Origin of the sequence: Dyella lutea (assembly GCF_024158035.1) — a bacterium.
Taxonomy (GTDB): Bacteria; Pseudomonadota; Gammaproteobacteria; order Xanthomonadales; family Rhodanobacteraceae; genus Dyella_A; species Dyella_A lutea.
The window spans coordinates 290,980-308,021 of the sequence record NZ_JAMZEK010000004.1 but is presented as its reverse complement, the minus strand read 5'-3'; the positions used below and the strand labels follow the sequence as shown (position 1 = coordinate 308,021).

General features: G+C 68.5%; 19 protein-coding genes, 1 tRNA gene and 1 other RNA gene. 8 read left to right on the top strand and 13 right to left on the bottom strand.

From position 1 onward, the window contains the following. Positions 1 to 136 precede the first annotated feature (136 nt). The 3 genes from NC595_RS18055 to NC595_RS20590 form a co-directional block, all read right to left on the bottom strand. Positions 137 to 1,111 carry a beta-ketoacyl-ACP synthase III gene (locus NC595_RS18055; protein ID WP_253568738.1) on the bottom strand — a complete coding sequence of 325 codons (975 nt, stop codon included), beginning with the start codon at positions 1,109 to 1,111 and terminating at the stop codon, positions 137 to 139. A 154-nt stretch (positions 1,112 to 1,265) separates the two neighbouring features. Continuing rightward, positions 1,266 to 1,460 (bottom strand): 50S ribosomal protein L32, encoded by a 195-nt coding sequence (rpmF, locus tag NC595_RS18050; protein ID WP_017462269.1) that lies wholly within the window; start codon positions 1,458 to 1,460, stop codon positions 1,266 to 1,268. A 36-nt stretch (positions 1,461 to 1,496) separates the two neighbouring features. Beyond that, positions 1,497 to 2,345, bottom strand: a complete 849-nt coding sequence (locus tag NC595_RS20590) for a YceD family protein (protein WP_425493170.1) — start codon at positions 2,343 to 2,345, stop codon at positions 1,497 to 1,499. A gap of 6 nt (positions 2,346 to 2,351) precedes the next feature. Here NC595_RS20590 and NC595_RS18040 point away from each other — a divergent pair, with 6 nt between their 5' ends. Both NC595_RS18040 and NC595_RS18035 read left to right on the top strand, forming a co-directional pair. After that, a complete protein-coding gene (locus NC595_RS18040) occupies positions 2,352 to 2,615 on the top strand; it encodes a hypothetical protein (RefSeq protein WP_253568737.1) in 264 nt (87 codons plus the stop codon). After that, positions 2,612 to 3,193, top strand: coding sequence for a Maf family protein (locus tag NC595_RS18035; RefSeq protein ID WP_253568736.1), 582 nt, complete (start codon positions 2,612 to 2,614; stop codon positions 3,191 to 3,193). Before NC595_RS18040 ends, NC595_RS18035 begins: the two co-directional genes overlap by 4 nt. Before the next feature lie 2 nt (positions 3,194 to 3,195). Here NC595_RS18035 and NC595_RS18030 read toward each other — a convergent pair whose 3' ends face one another. Then, on the bottom strand, positions 3,196 to 4,731 hold the full coding sequence (locus NC595_RS18030; protein WP_253568735.1) for an ArnT family glycosyltransferase: 1,536 nt from the start codon (positions 4,729 to 4,731) through the stop codon (positions 3,196 to 3,198). 110 nt (positions 4,732 to 4,841) lie between these two features. On the opposite strand from NC595_RS18030, the gene NC595_RS18025 reads away from it, so the two are divergent. The 4 genes from NC595_RS18025 to NC595_RS18010 are packed head-to-tail and all read left to right on the top strand — an operon-like array spanning position 4,842 to position 9,326. After that, on the top strand, positions 4,842 to 5,780 hold the full coding sequence (locus NC595_RS18025; protein WP_253568734.1) for an AAA family ATPase: 939 nt from the start codon (positions 4,842 to 4,844) through the stop codon (positions 5,778 to 5,780). Further along, the gene (locus NC595_RS18020) at positions 5,780 to 6,733 is read left to right on the top strand and encodes a DUF58 domain-containing protein (RefSeq protein ID WP_253568733.1); all 954 of its coding nucleotides are present in this window, start codon (positions 5,780 to 5,782) and stop codon (positions 6,731 to 6,733) included. The genes NC595_RS18025 and NC595_RS18020 overlap by 1 nt, the downstream gene beginning before the upstream one ends. Further along, entirely contained in the window at positions 6,730 to 8,700 is a 1,971-nt protein-coding gene (locus NC595_RS18015; RefSeq protein WP_253568732.1) for a transglutaminase TgpA family protein, read from the top strand. The genes NC595_RS18020 and NC595_RS18015 overlap by 4 nt, the downstream gene beginning before the upstream one ends. 44 nt (positions 8,701 to 8,744) lie before the next feature. Then, positions 8,745 to 9,326 carry a Slp family lipoprotein gene (locus NC595_RS18010; RefSeq protein WP_063670310.1) on the top strand — a complete coding sequence of 194 codons (582 nt, stop codon included), beginning with the start codon at positions 8,745 to 8,747 and terminating at the stop codon, positions 9,324 to 9,326. A gap of 66 nt (positions 9,327 to 9,392) precedes the next feature. Here NC595_RS18010 and NC595_RS18005 read toward each other — a convergent pair whose 3' ends face one another. The 9 genes from NC595_RS18005 to NC595_RS17965 all read right to left on the bottom strand — a co-directional run bounded on the left by NC595_RS18005 (position 9,393) and on the right by NC595_RS17965 (position 14,947). After that, positions 9,393 to 9,737, bottom strand: coding sequence for a histidine triad nucleotide-binding protein (locus tag NC595_RS18005; RefSeq protein ID WP_253568731.1), 345 nt, complete (start codon positions 9,735 to 9,737; stop codon positions 9,393 to 9,395). A gap of 18 nt (positions 9,738 to 9,755) precedes the next feature. Continuing rightward, positions 9,756 to 10,160 carry a GNAT family N-acetyltransferase gene (locus NC595_RS18000; RefSeq protein WP_253568730.1) on the bottom strand — a complete coding sequence of 135 codons (405 nt, stop codon included), beginning with the start codon at positions 10,158 to 10,160 and terminating at the stop codon, positions 9,756 to 9,758. Positions 10,161 to 10,164: 4 nt separating this feature from the next. Further along, on the bottom strand, positions 10,165 to 10,767 hold the full coding sequence (recR, locus tag NC595_RS17995; RefSeq protein ID WP_253568729.1) for a recombination mediator RecR: 603 nt from the start codon (positions 10,765 to 10,767) through the stop codon (positions 10,165 to 10,167). 103 nt (positions 10,768 to 10,870) lie between these two features. Beyond that, positions 10,871 to 11,194 (bottom strand): YbaB/EbfC family nucleoid-associated protein, encoded by a 324-nt coding sequence (locus NC595_RS17990; protein WP_253568727.1) that lies wholly within the window; start codon positions 11,192 to 11,194, stop codon positions 10,871 to 10,873. A gap of 25 nt (positions 11,195 to 11,219) precedes the next feature. After that, positions 11,220 to 12,881 (bottom strand): DNA polymerase III subunit gamma/tau, encoded by a 1,662-nt coding sequence (dnaX, locus tag NC595_RS17985; protein WP_253568726.1) that lies wholly within the window; start codon positions 12,879 to 12,881, stop codon positions 11,220 to 11,222. Positions 12,882 to 12,996: 115 nt separating this feature from the next. Next, positions 12,997 to 13,093: signal recognition particle sRNA small type (gene ffs / locus NC595_RS17980), an RNA gene on the bottom strand. Between the two features lie 101 nt (positions 13,094 to 13,194). Next, a tRNA-Ser gene (locus tag NC595_RS17975) sits at positions 13,195 to 13,287 on the bottom strand. A gap of 140 nt (positions 13,288 to 13,427) precedes the next feature. Beyond that, on the bottom strand, positions 13,428 to 14,186 hold the full coding sequence (locus tag NC595_RS17970; RefSeq protein ID WP_253568724.1) for an MBL fold metallo-hydrolase: 759 nt from the start codon (positions 14,184 to 14,186) through the stop codon (positions 13,428 to 13,430). After that, positions 14,183 to 14,947, bottom strand: a complete 765-nt coding sequence (locus tag NC595_RS17965) for a 3-deoxy-D-manno-octulosonic acid kinase (protein WP_253568723.1) — start codon at positions 14,945 to 14,947, stop codon at positions 14,183 to 14,185. The genes NC595_RS17970 and NC595_RS17965 overlap by 4 nt, the downstream gene beginning before the upstream one ends. A 25-nt stretch (positions 14,948 to 14,972) precedes the next feature. Between NC595_RS17965 and NC595_RS17960 the strand changes: the two genes are divergently transcribed. Together NC595_RS17960 and NC595_RS17955 are read left to right on the top strand one after the other, a co-directional pair. Then, positions 14,973 to 16,025, top strand: coding sequence for a glycosyltransferase family 9 protein (locus NC595_RS17960; protein ID WP_253568722.1), 1,053 nt, complete (start codon positions 14,973 to 14,975; stop codon positions 16,023 to 16,025). Positions 16,026 to 16,423: 398 nt separating this feature from the next. Further along, positions 16,424 to 16,636: a hypothetical protein gene (locus tag NC595_RS17955; RefSeq protein WP_253568721.1), complete on the top strand. Its 213-nt coding sequence runs from the start codon at positions 16,424 to 16,426 to the stop codon at positions 16,634 to 16,636. The last annotated feature ends 406 nt before the right edge of the window (positions 16,637 to 17,042 follow it).

The following is a 17,042-nucleotide window of genomic DNA, read 5'->3' as shown; positions in this document are numbered from 1 at the left end:
TTGGAAAACCGTCGAGGTAAAAGCGGCATGTTGCCAGCAATCGATGACGTACGCAGCCGTATCGCGACGTTACGTGCCGTAGAGCGCAAAAGCCGCCCCGGAGGGCGGCCCATGCGAAGCGGGGTTCCGGACCGGCTCAGTAGCGCAGCAGTGCCGAAGCCCAGGTGAAGCCGCCGCCGAATGCCTCGAGCAGCAGGTTCTGACCGCGCTGCACCTTGCCCGAACGCACGGCGTAGTCCAGCGCCAGTGGCACCGAGCCGGACGAAGTATTGGCGTGCTTGTCCACGGTGACCACCACGCGGTCCATCGACATCTTCAGCCGCTTGGCGGTCGCCTCGATGATGCGCAGATTGGCCTGGTGCGGGATCAGCCAGTCGATATCCGATTCCTGCATGCCGGCGGCCTGCAGCGTCTCGTCGACCAGCGAGTCGAGCGTCTTGACCGCGACCTTGAACACTTCGCGCCCGGCCATGCGGATGCGCACGCCGTGGTTCGGCTCATCGGTGAAACCGGCCGACACGCCGACCGGGTTGTACAGAAGCTCCTTGTGGCCGCCGTCGGCATGCAGACAGGTGGCGTAGATGCCCGGCTCGCTGGAAGCCTCAAGCACCACGGCACCCGCGCCGTCGCCGAACAGCACGCAGGTCTCGCGCTCGGTCCAGTCGACCATGCGGGTCAGCGTCTCGGCGCCGATCACCAGCACCTTCTTCGACTGGCCGCTCTTGATGAACTTGTCGGCCACACCCAGCGCGTACATGAAGCCCGAGCAGGCCGCGTTGACATCGAATGCCGCGCAACCGTTCGCGCCCAGGCGATGCTGCACGAGGCAGGCGGTCGAGGGAAAGATGATGTCCGGCGTGGTGGTACCGAGCACGATCAGGTCGATCTCGGACGCCTTGACGCCGGCCGCCTCCAGCGCGCGCTGCGCAGCCAGCGTGGCGAGGTCGCCAGTGGTCTCGCCCTCGGCGGCGACGTGGCGCTGACGGATGCCGGTACGGGTCTGGATCCACTCGTCGCTGGTCTCGACCAGCTTTTCCAGGTCGGCATTGGTAAGGATGCGCTCCGGCAGGGCGCTGCCGGTACCGGTGATGCGGGAGTAGATCGGGGTCATTCCACTATCCAGTCAGTGCGGTCGATCGGGCGTCGCGCATCCCCTCTGGATGTCGCAACCGCACCGAAGCCGGGAAAGGTACGTTCGCGCGCGCGCAAAAGCAAAGCGGCGCGTCACCGCGCCGCTTTGCCACCGGAATCCCTTGCGGGACCGATCAATCCTCTTCGACCACCGCCGTGGCGGTGTCGATCACCTTCTTGCCGCGGTAGTAACCGTCGGCGGTCACGTGATGGCGCAGGTGCACTTCACCGCTGGTCGGGTCGGTCGACAGCTGCACGGTCTTCAGCTTGTCGTGCGAACGACGCATGCCGCGGGTGGACGGGGTCTTGCGGCTCTTGGCAACGGCCATGGCGGATCTCCAACGTAATCGCTTGTAGCTAGCGGGTTATTTCTTCAGTTCGCGCAACACCGCGAACGGGTTTTCGGTATGTTCGTCGCCGGCTTCGGATTCCGACGGCGGACGGGTGAATTCTTCTGGCAACGCGCTGTCCGGATTGACCGGCACCAGCGGCAGCGCCAACAACAGCTCGTCTTCGATGACATCGGCCATGGCCAGCTTGCCATCCTCTTCCACCAGCAGCGGCTCGGACTCGGGCGACAACCCGGACTCCTCGCGCTCCGAGCGGATCAATCCCAGCCTGCTGCTGATCGACACCGGCAGCACGAACGGCTCAAGCGATCGCTGGCAAGTGACTGTCAGCGGCGCATCCGCACGAACGTCGAGATAAGCCATGCCGAGGTCGTCGCGGCCGAACTCCAGCTCGTAGGCAACCTCCCCCGCATCGCCTGCGAGCATCCCGCAGAGGCGGGGCATCGAGGCCACCGGAAGCGTTCCCGCGAAGGAACGCCGCGCCGAAACCATGCGCCAAGCGTCCACGGACTCTGGCAGTGTCACGGACATAATCGCGAAATTATCGGTTTGGCGGCGGTCCAAGTCAACCACGCATGAAACCGGCGTCCACTTGGCGGCAAGGCGTGCATTTTGCCTGCAAAGTGCCGGTTCAGGCAGACTGGTCGCCCGATTTTCTTGCGGCGAACGCCCCCAGTGACTCCCGAAATGATGATAGCGGGCGGCGCGGCCCTGCTCGGACTGACCATTGTCGTGGTGGTCCTGCTGCTGCGCCAGCGACAGCGCGAACGGCGGCACCACGAAAATCTGCAGACCCTGCTCGACCTCGCCGATCGACTGGAAGGCGATCTGAAGACCTGCCGCACCGGACTGCAGAAAGCCCACTCGGTGATGTCGCTCAACCCCGACAGCCCGCAACCAAGCGAGAAGGATGCCCGCCAGGCGATCGACGCCGGACTGCGGGCGCTGCTGCAGCAGCGGCTGTGGATCCGCGATTGCGCCAGCGAGGCCAGCGAGCAGCAATTGGAGGCCACGGCCCAGTCGATGCGCGACACCCGCGGTCGCCTGCGCCCCCTGCTCGAAGCGCTGAGCCAGGCCCAGCAGGACCTGGACAGTGCGATGCGCGAACACATCCACCGGGGACCGGGCGCGTGACGCCGCCGCTGGTGCTCGGCTCGACCTCGCGCTACCGGGCCGACCTGCTGCGTCGTGTGTGCGAAGACTTCGTCCAGGACGCCCCCGGTACCGACGAGGGCCACCTGCCCGACGAGCTGCCCGCCGCCCGCGCACTCCGGCTGGCGATCGCCAAGGCCGGGGCGGTGGCCGCCAGGCATCCGGGGGCGCTGGTGATCGGCTCCGACCAGGTCGCCGAACTGGATGGTTTCGCCCTGGACAAGCCGGGCACGGCCGAGGGCGCACGGGAACAGTTGCGGCGCTCGTCCGGCCGCACCGTGCAATTCCACACCGCGCTGTGCCTGCTCGATGCTCGCGACGGTGCGGAACATGTGCACGTGGACGTTACCCGTGCCGTGTTCCGCCCTCTTTCGGACCGCGAGATCGAGCGCTACGTCGCACGCGAACAGCCGCTGGACTGCGCTGGCAGCTTCAAGTGCGAGGGGCTGGGCATCAGCCTGTTCGAACGCATCGAGACGGACGATCCCACGGCGCTCGTCGGACTGCCGCTGATCGCGCTCGCACGCCTGCTGCGCCAGGCTGGCCACACCATCCCCTGAGATCAACGAGGGCTGTCGGCCGCATGGGCCGCCAGCCAGATCGGACACGCCCCACGCTCGACGGGCGTGGCTGCGACGGTCGCCGGCATGCTCAGCGGCACCGTCCCCAGATACAGGGCCACCCGTTTGCGTCCGTCGTAGAGCGACACGCGCGTCACCGCCCTCGGCGCATCGATGCGACGGCAGATCGTGCCCAGCCAGGCAGAGCGCTCGCGTTCGCCCTGTGCGGTTTCCTCCACCGCCAGCAGCATCGGCTCGCCGGCGTGCGCCGCCTGCAGGCCCGCCTCGTCCAGATGCCAAAGAGCCAGTTGTGGAGCGCGGCCGTGCTTGACGTTCAACGGGCTGTCCAGGCTGTACACCGGTCGCCGGTCATCCAGGGCGAACGCCAGCTCGGCAGCCAGGGCGAAATTGTCCGCCACCAGCACGCCTTCATGCCGCAGCGGCTCGACCCGCGCTGCCGCCTCGCGCCAGCCGACAAAGGCATAGGGAAACGCCTTGAGATCCGCCAGCCGCGTGGCGCCCCCCGGCGTCGCCGCCATGCCGAGCCAGACCAGGCCCAGGCCCTGCCCGAGCACAGCCACGAACACCGCTCCCCCCAGCCAACGACGGGCCGACGTCCCCGTCTTTGCCGCCACCAGGGCCGGCAGCGCCGCCAGCAATGGCAGGTAGCCCGGCAACGGCCAGTGCGCACGGAAGCGCACGTCGTCGGCAAACAGGCCGAGGAGGAAATACAGGGCGAGAAAGCCGATCGAGACGAAAGCGATCACATCCCATGGCGCCCCCTCCCCGCGACGACGCCAGGCACGCCAGCCGGTCCAGAGCAGCATGGCGTACAACAGCGGAGTGCAGGCCAGCGCCTGCTCGAGCGGCTGCACCAGCGCGCCGGCACGGAATCGCCAGGGGTTGCGATCGACCAGCTGAAAGGCGAGACCCGCGCCGTGCTGGTGCCAGTTCGATATCACCAGCGGCACCAGACCCATGACCGCCACCGCCATGGCCAGCCACAGCCCCGGACGGCGCCAGAGCGCCCGTCCACGCGGAGCGCCCAGCATAAGCAGCAACCCGACGAGCATGGGCATCGCCGCGCGGTAATGGGTCGCCCACGCCAGTGCGAGAGAACCGCCGAGCAGCAGCCAGTCGCGCAAGCGATCCTTCGCCGCCACCCGCAGCAACGCGAGCACGGCCAGCATGATCGCCACCGTCAGCGGGACATCGGGTACCGCCAGCACGCCCAGCGTGCCGGCCAGCGGCAGCATCAGGCAGAGCAGTCCGGCCTGCCAGCCGGTGCGCGGATCGAACGCCTCGCGCGCGAAACGCACCACGATCCACGGCAGCGCCGCGCCGAGCACCAGGAACGGCCAGCGCATGCCGATCACCCCGTGTCCGGCAACCGCCTCACCGCCCCGGATCAGCCACGCCGTGAGGGGCGGCAAATCGCTGTAACCCCATGCCGGATGCCGGCTTTCCAGCCAGTAGAAGGCCTCGTCGGTGAATGGCTCCAGCGTGGCCACCAGCCACGCCTTGATGGCGAACTGCACGGTGAAAACCGTGAGGAAAGCGGCTCGCCAGCGCGCGACAGGCACCACTACACTGATCCGGTCACGCATGCGCCACGGCGCAGCCAGCCGCAAGGAAACCACCCATCGCCATGTCTGCCACTCCCCTCCGCGACGATCCGCTGATGCAGCGCCTGGAAGCGGCGCTGGCGCAGGTCAATCAGGTGCTGCTCGGCAAGCCGCGCCAGGTCAAGCAGGCCTTCACCTGCCTGCTCGCCGGTGGCCACCTGCTGCTGGAGGATGTGCCGGGCGTGGGCAAGACCACGCTGGCCCATGCGCTGGCCGCCACGTTCTCGCTCGACTTCCAGCGCGTGCAGTTCACCAGCGACCTGCTGCCGTCGGACATTATCGGCGTGAGCGTCTACGAGCGCGAGACATCGCAGTTCCGCTTCCACCCGGGGCCGATCTTCGCCGGGCTGCTGCTCGCCGACGAGATCAACCGCGCCACGCCGAAGACACAGAGCGCGCTGCTCGAGGCGATGGCCGAGGGCCAGGTTACCGTCGACGGCCAGACCCACGCGTTGCCGCAGCCGTTCTACGTGGTCGCCACGCAGAACCCGCTGGACCTGCACGGCACCTTCGCCCTGCCCGACTCGCAGCTGGACCGCTTCATGCTGCGCATCTCGCTCGGCTATCCGGACGCCGGCGCGGAACGGGCGCTGCTGTCCGGGGCTGATCGCCGGGACCTGCTGGCCCGGCTCGCCCCGCAGCTCGATGCCGCAGGGCTGGTCGCCCTGTGCGATCGTGCGCAGGCGATCACCGTCAGCACCGCCCTGCTCGACTACCTGCAGGCGCTGCTGACCGCGAGCCGCCGCCACGGCGAGATCCGCGTGGGCCTTTCGCCGCGGGCCGGCCTCTCGCTGCTGGCCGCGGCCAAGGCGTGGGCGCTGCTGAGCGGGCGCGGGCATGTGCTGCCGGAGGATCTGCAGGCGCTGTTCGTACCGCTGGCCGGCCACCGCCTGGTGCCCAGCCGCGGCAGCAGCGGCGAGGCACTGGCGCGCGAACTGCTCGCCGAGGTCGCGGTGGACTGATGCGGGCTCCGCTCGCACGCCTGCAGCAGTGGGCCGAACGGCGCCTGCCTGCGCTCACCCGCTACCGGCGCGCGGAGTCGTTGCCGATCGAACTGCACCGACGACGCATCTATATCGTCCCGACCGGCTTCGGTCTGGGTTTCGGCGTACTGCTGCTGGTGATGCTGGTCGGCGCGCTCAACTACACCAACAACGCCGCGCTGCTGCTCACCTGCCTGCTCGGCGCGGCCAGCATGACCAGCATGCTGCTGACTTTCCGCGCGCTGGATGGCCTGAACCTGGCATCGGTGCGTGCCGGCCAGGCCATCGCGGGACAGCCGCTGGACCTGCATCTGGTTTTCGCCGCCGCCCGGGCGCGCGAGTCGATCCGTGTGGACCTGACCGGCCAGTCGCGGACATTCCATCTCGCCGCCGCCGGCGAGGCCGAGCTGGTCTTCCAGCTGCCCACGGGCCGCCGCGGCTGGCAGCCGTTGCCGCGAATGCGCGTATGGAGCACCTGGCCGCTGGGCATGTTCCGCGCCTGGAGCTGGCTGTATCCCGAGCAGTCGGTGCTGGTCTGGCCACAGCCGGAGGCCAAGGGCCCGCCGCCGCGCCTGCCGGAAAGCGACGCCGCGGAGCGCCAGCTTCATCGTGGCGAGGATCTCGCCGCCCTGCGCGATTACCGCACCGGCGATCCGCCGCGCCATGTGGCGTGGAAGGCCAGCGCCCGCCACGAGGGTCTGCTGGTGAAGGATTTCGAGCAGCCCCGTGCGCACGAGGAATGGCGCCTGGACTGGCGCGAACTCGGCGCGCTCGACAACGAGGCGCGCATCGCCCGGCTGGCCCGCTGGGTCGGCGAGGCCCACGCACAACGGCGCCGCTACGGCTTGTGGCTGCCCACGCTGGAGATCGCCACCGACAGCGGCGGCGACCACTATGCGCGCTGCATGAGCGCGCTGGCTCTGCTGCCATGAGTTGGCGCGTCCATTGGCGTCGACGCGTCGAGGGTCCGCTGCTGACACCACGCAGCTTCGACCTCACCGTGCTGACCATGCTGATGGTGCTCGCGGTACATGCCCCGCACCTGCAGGTGTGGCTTACCTTCGGTCTCGGCAGCGTGCTGGCGCTGCGCTGGTGGCAGCGGCGCCGCGCCCCGGGGAAGACACCGGCCTGGCTCAAGCTGCCGCTGATCGCCCTGCTTACGCTGGCCATCGTCACCACCTATGGCACCGTGTTCGGGCGCGCCCCGGGCGCATCGCTGGCGGTCGGCCTGCTGGTATTGAAACTGCTGGAGACCGAAACGGCCCGCGACGCCCGGGTCGGCATCGCCTTCGCCTGCTTCGCGCTGATGGCCGCGCTGCTGTTCGACCAGGGACTGGCAGCCACGCTCGGCGTGGCACTCGGCCTGCTGCCGGTGCTTGCCGCCCTGCGCTCGCTGGAACCTGCCCAGGCCCCGGCCACCCTGTCGCGCCAGCTGCTGCCGGGGCTGACCCTGCTGGCGGTATCGCTGCCGCTGACGCTGTTCGCCTTTGCTGTCGTACCCCGGCTCAGTACGCCGCTGTGGGGAGCGCCACAGGACGACCAGGCGCGCACCGGGCTGAGCAGCGAAATGTCGCCCGGCGACATGACCCGGTTGCTGGTCGACGACAGCCCGGCCATGCGCGTCAGCTTCGACACGGCACCGCCACCGCGCGGCGACCTGTATTTCCGTGCCTTCGTGATGTGGAATTACGACGGCACGGTTTGGCGGGCGTCGGCCCCCTACGCGAAGCCCGAACCGGTCGGCGCGACGGACCGCGTCAGCTACGCGGTGACGCTGCTGCCGAACGGACAGCGGGTCCTTCCGGCGCTGGGGGTGCCGCTGGGCGTCCCGGACGGCGCCATGTTGCGTGCAGGCCGCGTCCTGACCCGCGAAAAGCCCGTCGACGACCTCCTGCGTTACCGGCTGACCTCGGCGCTTCACTACCGGTTAGGGGCCACGCTCGGCCCGGAACGGGCACCCGCCCTGGAGCTCCCGGCAGGCCTCAATCCACGCACGCTGGCACTGGGACGCGAGTGGCGCGAGCACTTCCACGGCGATACGGCGGCGATCGTCGGTACCGCACTGGCCCTGTTCCATGACGGCGGATTCAGCTACACGTTGACCCCGGCACCGCTGGGACGCGACGCCATGGACGACTTCCTGTTCTCCACCCGCGAGGGCTTCTGCGAGCACTATGCCTCGGCCTTCACCGTGCTGATGCGTGCCGCGGGTGTACCGGCCCGGGTGGTCACCGGCTACCAGGGCGGCTTCTGGAACCGCATGGGCAACTACCTGCTGGTACGGCAATCCGACGCCCATGCCTGGAGCGAGGTGTGGATGACAGGCCACGGCTGGGTCCGCGTGGATCCCACCGCCGCGGTGCGCCCCGAGCGGGTCAGCCTGGGCGCTGCGGCAGCCGGTGGCGGAGAACGTCCGTGGTATCAGGACGCCTGGCTGCAGAACCTGCGCAACCGCTGGGACATCGTCAACCGCTGGTGGGACAAGGGCGTTGTCGGATTCGATGCACTGCGCCAGCGTGGCCTGCTCACGCCATTCGGCGTGGAGCAGACCGACAACCAGACGCTGGCCTGGTTGCTGGTGGCCGGCAGCTTGCTGTTCGGCGGCATAGGGCTGGCGTGGGCGATGGCGCGGCGTCAGCGGATCGACCCGGCGCTGTCGGCGCTCCGCCGGCTCGAGCGCAAGCTCGCCCGTGCGGGTGTGGCACGGCGACGCGGCGAAGGACCGCAGCACTACCTGCGCCGTGCCGCGCGCGCCCTGCCCGGGCAACGCGAAGCGCTGCGAGCGCTGATGGAGCAGTATCTGCAATTGCGCTACGCCGGCGATGAACCGGCCGATGAATCACTGCGGGACTTCCGCAGGAAGGTGCGGGATTTTCGGGCCGCTCGCGTGGTCCAATAAACATCGACGCGATGGCACGTCCATCGTCCCTGCTGGAGAGACTCATGGCTCACTATCGAACGCTCACGCTTGCCGCTGCCGTCGCCTTGCTCGCCGGCTGCGCCACCGTGCCCAAGCCACTGGAAGGCACCTACGCCGACGTCAGCACAGTCAACGCCCAGCAGGGCGGAGCCGGCGGCACCAAGGTGCGCTGGGGCGGCGAGATCATCAAGACCGAACCCGGCCCGCAGGAGACCTGCTTCTACATGCTGGCCCATCCGCTCGACTCGCAGGCCCGCCCGCGCGCTGGCCGGGGCGACGACAGGCAGGATGGCCGCTTCGTCGCCTGCCATGCAGGCTTCTACGATCCGGAAGTGTTCTCCAAGGGTCGCGAATTGACCGTCACCGGTACCGTGCACGGCATGGTCACCCGCAAGGTGGGTGACTACGACTACGCTTATCCGCGCGTGGAAGCCGACGTGGTGTACCTGTGGCCGCGTCGTCCGGTGACCGTGAACTATCCGTACCCGCCGGGCTTCTACGACCCGTTCTGGGGCCCCTGGGGACCGGGCTTCGGCTACCCGTACTGGTACCAGCCGCGGGTGATCGTGGTGCCCGCGCCACCCCCGCCGCCGCCAAAGAAGTAAGCGTCCCGCACCCATGAAAAACGCCGGCTCCTGGCCGGCGTTTTTCGTTGCTCGCGGCGGCGCACCTCAGCCGGGCGGCCAGGTCATCCGGCGGCCGGCCAGCAAGTGCACGTGCAGGTGGTAGACGGTCTGTCCACCGTGGGTGTTGCAGTTGACGACCGTGCGATAGCCGTCCTCGGCAAAGCCCTCCTGCTTCGCGTAGTCCGCCGCGGCCAGCAGCACCTTGCCGAGCAGGGCCGCGTCATCGGGCGTGGCGTCGTTGAGCGTGGCGATGGCCCGCTTCGGGATGAACAGCACGTGCACCGGCGCCTGCGGATTGAGGTCGCGGAAAGCGAGCACCTCGTCGTCCTCGTAGACGATGTCGGCGGGAATCTCGCGCTTGATGATCTTGCCGAAGATCGTGTCGCCCATGGCTTGGTTCCTCTCGTTTCAAAGACGCAGCAGCATGCCTTGCGCTCCCGGCCCAACGAGCCGGAAACCGAATTTCTCGTAAAGCCTGTGCGCGGTCCCGTCGGCGATCAGGCCGACCATGGTGCGCGCCGGCGCGCGCGCGTGCACCTCGTCCATCAGCGCCTGCATGATCCGCCGTCCCAGCCCCCGGCCCTGCCAGGCCGGAGTCACCGCGATGTCGACGACGAACAGGAACAGCCCGCCGTCACCTACCACGCGCCCCATGCCGACCAGTTCGTCCTCGTGGCGCAGGCACACCGAGCACCAGCTGGCCGGCAGGCCCAGCCGCGCACCTTCGGGACTCATCGCGCTGAGTCCGGCCGCGACGCGCAGTGCGCGGTACTCGTCCTCGCCGGGAGTCGTCAGGGAAAGCTCCGCTTCCATCGCCTCACTCCACCGCCTGCCGGCTGCCGAAGGCGTGAGCCAGCGTGCCGCGATCGACGTACTCCAGTTCGCCACCCAGCGGTACGCCATGGGCGAGACGTGTGGCCTTCACGCCGCCCGCCCGTGCCAGCTGCACCAGATAGTGCGAGGTCGCCTCGCCCTCCACGGTCGGACTGGTGGCGAGGATCAGCTCCTCCACTTCGCCTTCGGCCAGCCGCTCGGTCAACAGGTGCAGGCCGAGCTCCCGCGGGCCCAGGCCATCCAGTGGCGAGAGCCGGCCAAGCAGCACGAAGTACTGCCCGCGATAGCCGGTCGCCTGCTCCACCGCCGCCAGGTCGGTCGGCGACTCGACCACGCACAGCACGTGGCGGTCGCGACTGGAGCTGGCGCACAGCGCACACACCGGCTCCTCGCTGAAGTTGCGGCAGCGGCTGCAATTGCCGATGCGCTGCATCGCCTGCTCCAGTACGCCGGCCAGTTTCAGACCGCGCTCACGCTCGCGCTCCAGCAGATGGAAGGCCATGCGCTGGGCACTCTTCGCGCCCACGCCAGGGAGGCAGCGCAGGGCGTCGATCAGTTCGGCGAGGAGGGGGGAGCTGGAGGACATGGGCGCGGGGAGTGGGGGAGAGAAGTGAGAAGTGAGAGAAAAGCGGGGAGTCGAGGGCATTACCGCTCTCTCACTCCTCACTTCTCGACACTCACTCCTGCTTTCAGAACGGCATCTTGAAGCCGGGCGGCAGGTTCAGGCCGGCGGTGACTCCACCAAGCCGGTCCTTGCTGGCCGCCGCCACCTTGTTCACGGCATCGTTCACGGCCGCGGCCACCAGGTCCTCGGCGATCTCCGGGTCGTCGGCGAACAGCTTGCGATCGATCTGCACGCGGCGGACCTCGTGCGCACCGGTCATCACCACGCTGACCAGGCCACCACCGGCGCTGCCGGTGACTTCCATCTTCGCCAGTTCATCCTGCGCGCGCTTCATGTCTTCCTGCATGCGCTGCGCCTGCTGCATCAGCTGGCCGATCTGTCCTCTCATGGGGGGTACTCCGTCGCTCTTGGGGTCAGCCCGACACGGGCTTGATGGATTGCGGTACGACGCGGGCGCCGAAATCGCGCTTGAGCGCCTGCACCAGGGGATCTTCCGCGATGGACTGCTCGGCGCGCGCATGGGCGGCATCGCGCGCCTCGGCGGCGCGGGCGGCCGGGGTCTGGGTGGCGGCGCGGGCGTCGCTGACGAAGCGCAGGCGGATGCGCTCGCCCAGCGCATCGCTGACGCGCTCTTCCATCTGACCGACCATCGGCTCCACGGCCAGGTGCATGTGCGCTTCCTGCAGCACCAGGGTCAGCGTCTGGCCATCGCGGTCGCGCAGCGCGGCATTCTGCGCCAGCTGGCCGAGCGGGCCACGCAGCCCGGCCTGGTCGATCAGTGCGATCCAGTCGGGCAGGCCGCGGGCATCCGTCGGCACGGCGCGACGCGACTCCGGCGCGGAGGGAGCCGGCGCGGGCGGCCGCGGCGCCGCGGCCACCTCCGATGGCGAGGCACGCTCGGGGGCCGGATGCCCCGGGCTGGAGACCGTGGCGGCGGCTGGCATCGCGCGAGCCGGCATCGAACGTGTCGCCGGCGCATCGCCAACCTCGCCCGGCCGGAATGCCAGCATCCGCAACACGGCCATCTCGAATCCGGTGCGGGCATCGGGCGCCATCGGCAGGTCGCGGCGGCCGGTGGTGGCGATCTGGTAGTAGAGCTGCACGTCCTCCGGAGCGAACTGCTGCGCCAGCGCGGCCAGTTCCTCGCAGGCCCCCTCGTCGCCCTCGGCCTGGTAGCCCGGCACCAGCTGCATCAGCTGAATGCGATGCAGCACGGCCGCCACGTCATCGAGCACGCCGCCGAAATCCGGCGAGTACGAAGCAATCCGCGCACATTCGAGCATCAGCGCCTCGCCCTGCCCCGCGGCCAGCGCCTGCAGCAGGCCCAGTACCTGGCCGCGCGCCACACTGCCGAGCATGGCACGCACGTCGTCGGCCTTCAGCGCGCCGCCGCCGTAGGCGATCGCCTGGTCGAGCAGCGACAGGCCGTCGCGCAGCGAGCCGTCGGCGCCGCGCGCCAGCTCGACGATGGCGGCGTCCTCGTAGGCGATGTTCTCGGCGGCGAGGATATGCCGCATCTGCCCGGAGATCTGCTCGGGCAGCAGGCGCTTGAGATTGAACTTCAGGCAGCGCGACAGCACCGTCACCGGCAGCTTCTGCGGGTCGGTGGTGGCGAGCAGGAACTTCACGTGCGGCGGCGGCTCCTCCAGCGTCTTCAGCAGGGCATTGAAGGCCGGCTTGGAGAGCATGTGCACCTCGTCGACCAGGTACACCTTGAAGCGACCGCGCGAGGGCGCGTACTGCGCGTTCTCGATCACCTCGCGCACGTCGTCCACACCGGTGTTGCTGGCTGCGTCGATTTCCAGCAGGTCGACGAAGCGGCCGGCATCCACCGCGGTGCAGACCGAGCACTCGCCACAGGGATCGGCCGATTCCCCACGCTCGCAGTTCAGCGACTTGGCGAAGATGCGCGCGATGGTGGTCTTGCCCACGCCCCGGGTACCGGTGAACAGGTAGGCGTGGTGCATGCGGCCGGTGTCGAGCGCATTGGTCAGCGCTCGCACCACGTGCTCCTGGCCCACCAGTTCGGCGAACTTGCGGGGGCGCCACTTGCGCGCGAGTACCTGGTAGGACATGCGGGAAAGACCTGTGTTGCTGCGCCGGGTCGGTCCGGGAGGACTTGGGGGCAAAGGCCGATTGTGCCAAGTCGGGACGGGCAAGTCAGCCGCGCAGCTCCCGAAAAGGCGGCGGCCCCGCCAGCCACACCCCGGCACCCGAATCATCCACTACCGTTGCTTCCTTCCGGACCTGGCGGAGTTTGCGGACTATCGTCGCGGGGGGACCGACGGGGCCACCATAGACATTGGGCTTTACGCCCTGTCGCTGCCGATCGGATCGGCGGCTTTTTTACCTCCGCGCCGGCTTTCGACCGTCGCGCACCTCACGAATTGGCGGAGAGGGCGGGATTCGAACCCGCGATACGGGGATAAGCCGTATACACACTTTCCAGGCGTGCTCCTTCAACCACTCGGACACCTCTCCGCAAAACTTCCCCGGGCCGCGTCCTGTGGCGCCGGTCACACGACCACCCTCGAAGGGCGACGTGCATGCCGGGCGAACCCGCCCCGGCAAAGAGGCGGAAGGATAGCGGCACGCTTGGACCGAGACAAGCGGCCCGACGTTCAGCCAGCGTCGGCACGCGGTGCGGGCGGCGCATCCAGCGGGATGCGTTCGCCCGGGCGCGCCACGCGGTAGCCACGAGCTTCCAGGGCCTCGCCATCTGCCGCACTGCCGTAGTGGTAGAGGCACAGTCGCTCGCGCAGCGCGGCATCGTACTCGCGCTCGATATCGTCCACGCCGGTATGCGACGGGTTGCCCACCATCCCGCAATCGTGCGCAATGCATCCGGCCCCGGCACCCTGTACGGCAAGCATCTCCGGGATCGGCCGGGTGTCGCCGGTGTAGAGGAAACTGCCGCGCAGTGCCAGTCCGAACGAAGTCCCCGGGCGGTGATGCCGCGTGGCGAACACGTCGAACCACAGGCCGTCCAGCCAGAAACCGCGGGTGCATGGCACCAGTTGGAACGCCTCCCAGTAGTTTGCGCCGCCTTCGGCCAGCGCGCAGGGATAATCGGCCACCCGCATCTGCAACCATGGCAGCAGGTCGGCATGCAGGAACACGCGGGTGCGGCCCCGACGTTCCGAATCGAACCAGAGCCGGAAAAACAGACGTTCCATCCCCGCCACATGGTCCATGTGGGTGTGGGTGACATACAGCGCGCGCGGCGGCTCGCGGTAGGCAGCCTCGTAGCGGTCCAGCGTGTCCGGGCCGCAGTCGATCAGCAGCACCGGGCGGCCGTCACGCTCCAGCACCGCGGACGAGGAACCGAGTTCCACGGCATGCGCTGCGCCGGTGCCGAGAAAATGCAGAGCCCAGCTCACGCGCTGAAAGTCCGCTCGTAGCCGCGCAGCAGCGGCGCCCAGATCCGCTGCTCGAAGACATCGGGCTGGTCCTCCATCGCGCCGAGCTTGATCAGCGAACGGCGCAGCCGCTGGAGGTTGGCCAGCCGCCAACCCTCGGCCGGCGCGCGCAGGCGGCCGCGGTCGAAGTCGATCAGGAACAGCCCGTTCGGCGCGATGAGGATGTTGTGGGCATTGAGGTCGGCATGCCAGACGCCCTCGCGATGGAAGCGCGCCACCAGCGCGCCGACCTCTTCAGCCAGCTCGGTGCCGATGCCGTTCACGGTGAGCCGTTCGGCCAGGGTCTCGGCGCGGGCGATGCGACGCGTGATCAGGTCGGCGCTGTACCAGAGCGAGCGGCGTCGGTAGCGCACCGCCACCGGCTCGGGCACTGGCAGACCCCGCGCGCGCAGTCCCTGCAGCAGGCGAAACTCGGCGAAACAACGGGTCCTCGCCGCGCCGGTCCACAGGTAGAGGTCACCCATCAGCACGGCCACGGCGCCGCCGCGGCGGTAGTGCCGGAGCACGCATTCGCCGACCGGCGTCTCGATCACCGCCACACCACCGCGACCGCCCTTCTGCGTCTTGAGCACGCCGTGGCGTCGCCAGTAGTCCGGGTCGAACCAGTCGCCGTCGACTTGTGGGAACACGCCGGGGTCGAACAGAATCACGCCTTCCGCGCCCCGGCGGACCTGTTCTCGCATGCTCGTGCCGGGCACGTCGGGGGCGCTGTCTGCATTCATGGCGCGACGATTCTAGCCCAAGCCGATGACCGTTCCCGCCTCGATCTGCCTGCTGCGCACCTCCGCCATCGGCGACGTCACCCACGTGGTGCCGCTGGTGCGCACCCTGCAGCGGGCGTTGCCCTCCACCGCCCTGACCTGGATCGTGGGCAAGCTGGAACGCCGGCTGGTCGGCGACCTGCCGGGCGTGCGCTTCGTCACCTTCGACAAATCCGCCGGCCGCGCCGGCATCCGCGCTGTGCATGCCGAGCTGAAAGTTGAGCGTTTCGACGCCCTGCTGCAGATGCAGGTGGCGCTGCGCTCCAACCTGCTTAGCTTGGGCATCCGCGCCGAACGACGCATCGGCTACGACCGCGCGCGCTCGAAAGACCTGCATGGCCTGGTCATCAACGAACGCATCCCGGCGCGCAGCGGCGAGCACGTGCTCGACGCCATCGGCAGTTTCTGCGAACCGCTGGGCCTGAAGCAGACCGAGGTGCGCTGGGACATTCCCGTCCCCGAGGCCGATCGCATCTGGGCCGCCGAGCAATTGCCAGGCGATCGCCCCACTCTGCTGGTCAGCCCCACATCCAGCCACGCGCTGCGTAACTGGCGCGCCGAACGCTATGCGGCGGTGATCGACCACGCCATGGACAAAGGCTGGCGCGTGGCGCTGGTCGGCGGGCCGTCCACCCTCGAGCGCACGATGGCCGATGCGGTGCTCGCCGCCTGCCGGCACCAGCCAATCGACCTGACCGGCAAGGACACGCTGAAGCGCGCGCTGGCCCTGTTCGAGCGCGCAAACCTGCTACTCACCCCGGATTCCGGACCGATGCACATGGCCAACGCGATGGGTACAGCCGTACTCGGCCTGCACGCGGCCAGCAATCCGGACCGTTCCGGCCCCTATTCCAACCGTCGCTGGTGCGTGAACCGTTACGACGACGCCGCACGCCGCTTCCTCGGCAAGCCGGCCAACGAACTGGCCTGGGGCGCAAAGATCGAGAAGCCGGGCGTGATGGACCTGATCACCGTCGACGACGTGGTCGAGCGCTTCGAGGCTTTCGCCAGCCATCTCGACCTGTCCCGCCCCGTGTAGGAGCCCGCCCGCGGGCGATGCTCTGGCTCTGATGCTGCATCAAAGCGAAGAGTATCGCCCGCGAGCGGGCTCCTACACGACTCGAATCGATCAGACGGCGCGGTAATCCTGGTAGGACTATAAGAACCCTTATGCAGCACAGGGTTCCAGGCCATTGCTCTTTCTAGCTACCCATCGGGCTACCCATTGGCACGGGGCTCCTTCACCCTCTTTCCGGACACGCGCACACCTCGCCGCGACCTCATCCGACCTCACTGCGACCTCCCCTCTTTTCAACGCGCGCGAGATGCGTAGGATGCGCCTCCCGTGATTTCTTGCGTGGCCGCCACCGCGTCTCAGCCGATGAGCCGCCACGCTTGCAAGCTCACGTCCTTTCCATCCCTTTCAAGGAGGCCTTTGTGATCCCTGGACCCTACGCTATCAGCCACGTGACCTTCCCCGATCCCGCCAGCGATGCAGCGCACTATCAGACGCTGCGCTTCGGATACGACACGGCCGAACAAGCCTATCGTGAGCTCGTCAGCGTCGCCGAGGCCAGCGGTGTGGCGTCCGAGGACTGCGTGGTCATTCGGCACATCGACCGCGAAGAAGCCGTGCATTTCTTGAGCTGATCGCAAGCCGCAGTCTCGAGGGACGGTCTCTAGGCTGTCCCTCGACCTTCCTCGGTTCATTCACGTCGGCCTTTCTTGCTCCCTCCTGCTCCGGTATTCGTCCGAACGGCAGAAACATGCTCCGTTGCGGGGATGACTGGCTCTTTGGTCTGCTCCTGCGGGCGGGTGCCAAGCATGACGAACGCTACATGCCTTGAGGCCTTATCAGTGGTCCCCAAGCCGCGCGTATTCTGTAAGACTTGTAGGGTCGAGCACCCCGCCGCATAGGATTGCGCCCACTGAGGATGACCGTTCATTCCGACCTCAGGCCAGATGGACCCTGACACGCCTTGGGGCATTCACACGGTCTCTGGTCGCAAATCATCACGAAGAGGGTGCCGCGCTCCAGGCCACAGGATCGCGGCTA

Coding starts and splice junctions, on each gene's coding strand:
- NC595_RS18055 (WP_253568738.1), bottom strand. CDS start 1,111: ATGACCCCGATCTACTCCCGCATCACCGGTACCGGCAGCGCCCTGCCG.
- rpmF (WP_017462269.1), bottom strand. CDS start 1,460: ATGGCCGTTGCCAAGAGCCGCAAGACCCCGTCCACCCGCGGCATGCGT.
- NC595_RS18040 (WP_253568737.1), top strand. CDS start 2,352: ATGTCGCTCAACCCCGACAGCCCGCAACCAAGCGAGAAGGATGCCCGC.
- NC595_RS18025 (WP_253568734.1), top strand. CDS start 4,842: ATGTCTGCCACTCCCCTCCGCGACGATCCGCTGATGCAGCGCCTGGAA.
- NC595_RS18020 (WP_253568733.1), top strand. CDS start 5,780: ATGCGGGCTCCGCTCGCACGCCTGCAGCAGTGGGCCGAACGGCGCCTG.
- NC595_RS18015 (WP_253568732.1), top strand. CDS start 6,730: ATGAGTTGGCGCGTCCATTGGCGTCGACGCGTCGAGGGTCCGCTGCTG.
- NC595_RS18010 (WP_063670310.1), top strand. CDS start 8,745: ATGGCTCACTATCGAACGCTCACGCTTGCCGCTGCCGTCGCCTTGCTC.
- NC595_RS18005 (WP_253568731.1), bottom strand. CDS start 9,737: ATGGGCGACACGATCTTCGGCAAGATCATCAAGCGCGAGATTCCCGCC.
- NC595_RS18000 (WP_253568730.1), bottom strand. CDS start 10,160: ATGGAAGCGGAGCTTTCCCTGACGACTCCCGGCGAGGACGAGTACCGC.
- recR (WP_253568729.1), bottom strand. CDS start 10,767: ATGTCCTCCAGCTCCCCCCTCCTCGCCGAACTGATCGACGCCCTGCGC.
- NC595_RS17990 (WP_253568727.1), bottom strand. CDS start 11,194: ATGAGAGGACAGATCGGCCAGCTGATGCAGCAGGCGCAGCGCATGCAG.
- dnaX (WP_253568726.1), bottom strand. CDS start 12,881: ATGTCCTACCAGGTACTCGCGCGCAAGTGGCGCCCCCGCAAGTTCGCC.
- NC595_RS17965 (WP_253568723.1), bottom strand. CDS start 14,947: ATGAATGCAGACAGCGCCCCCGACGTGCCCGGCACGAGCATGCGAGAA.
- NC595_RS17960 (WP_253568722.1), top strand. CDS start 14,973: ATGACCGTTCCCGCCTCGATCTGCCTGCTGCGCACCTCCGCCATCGGC.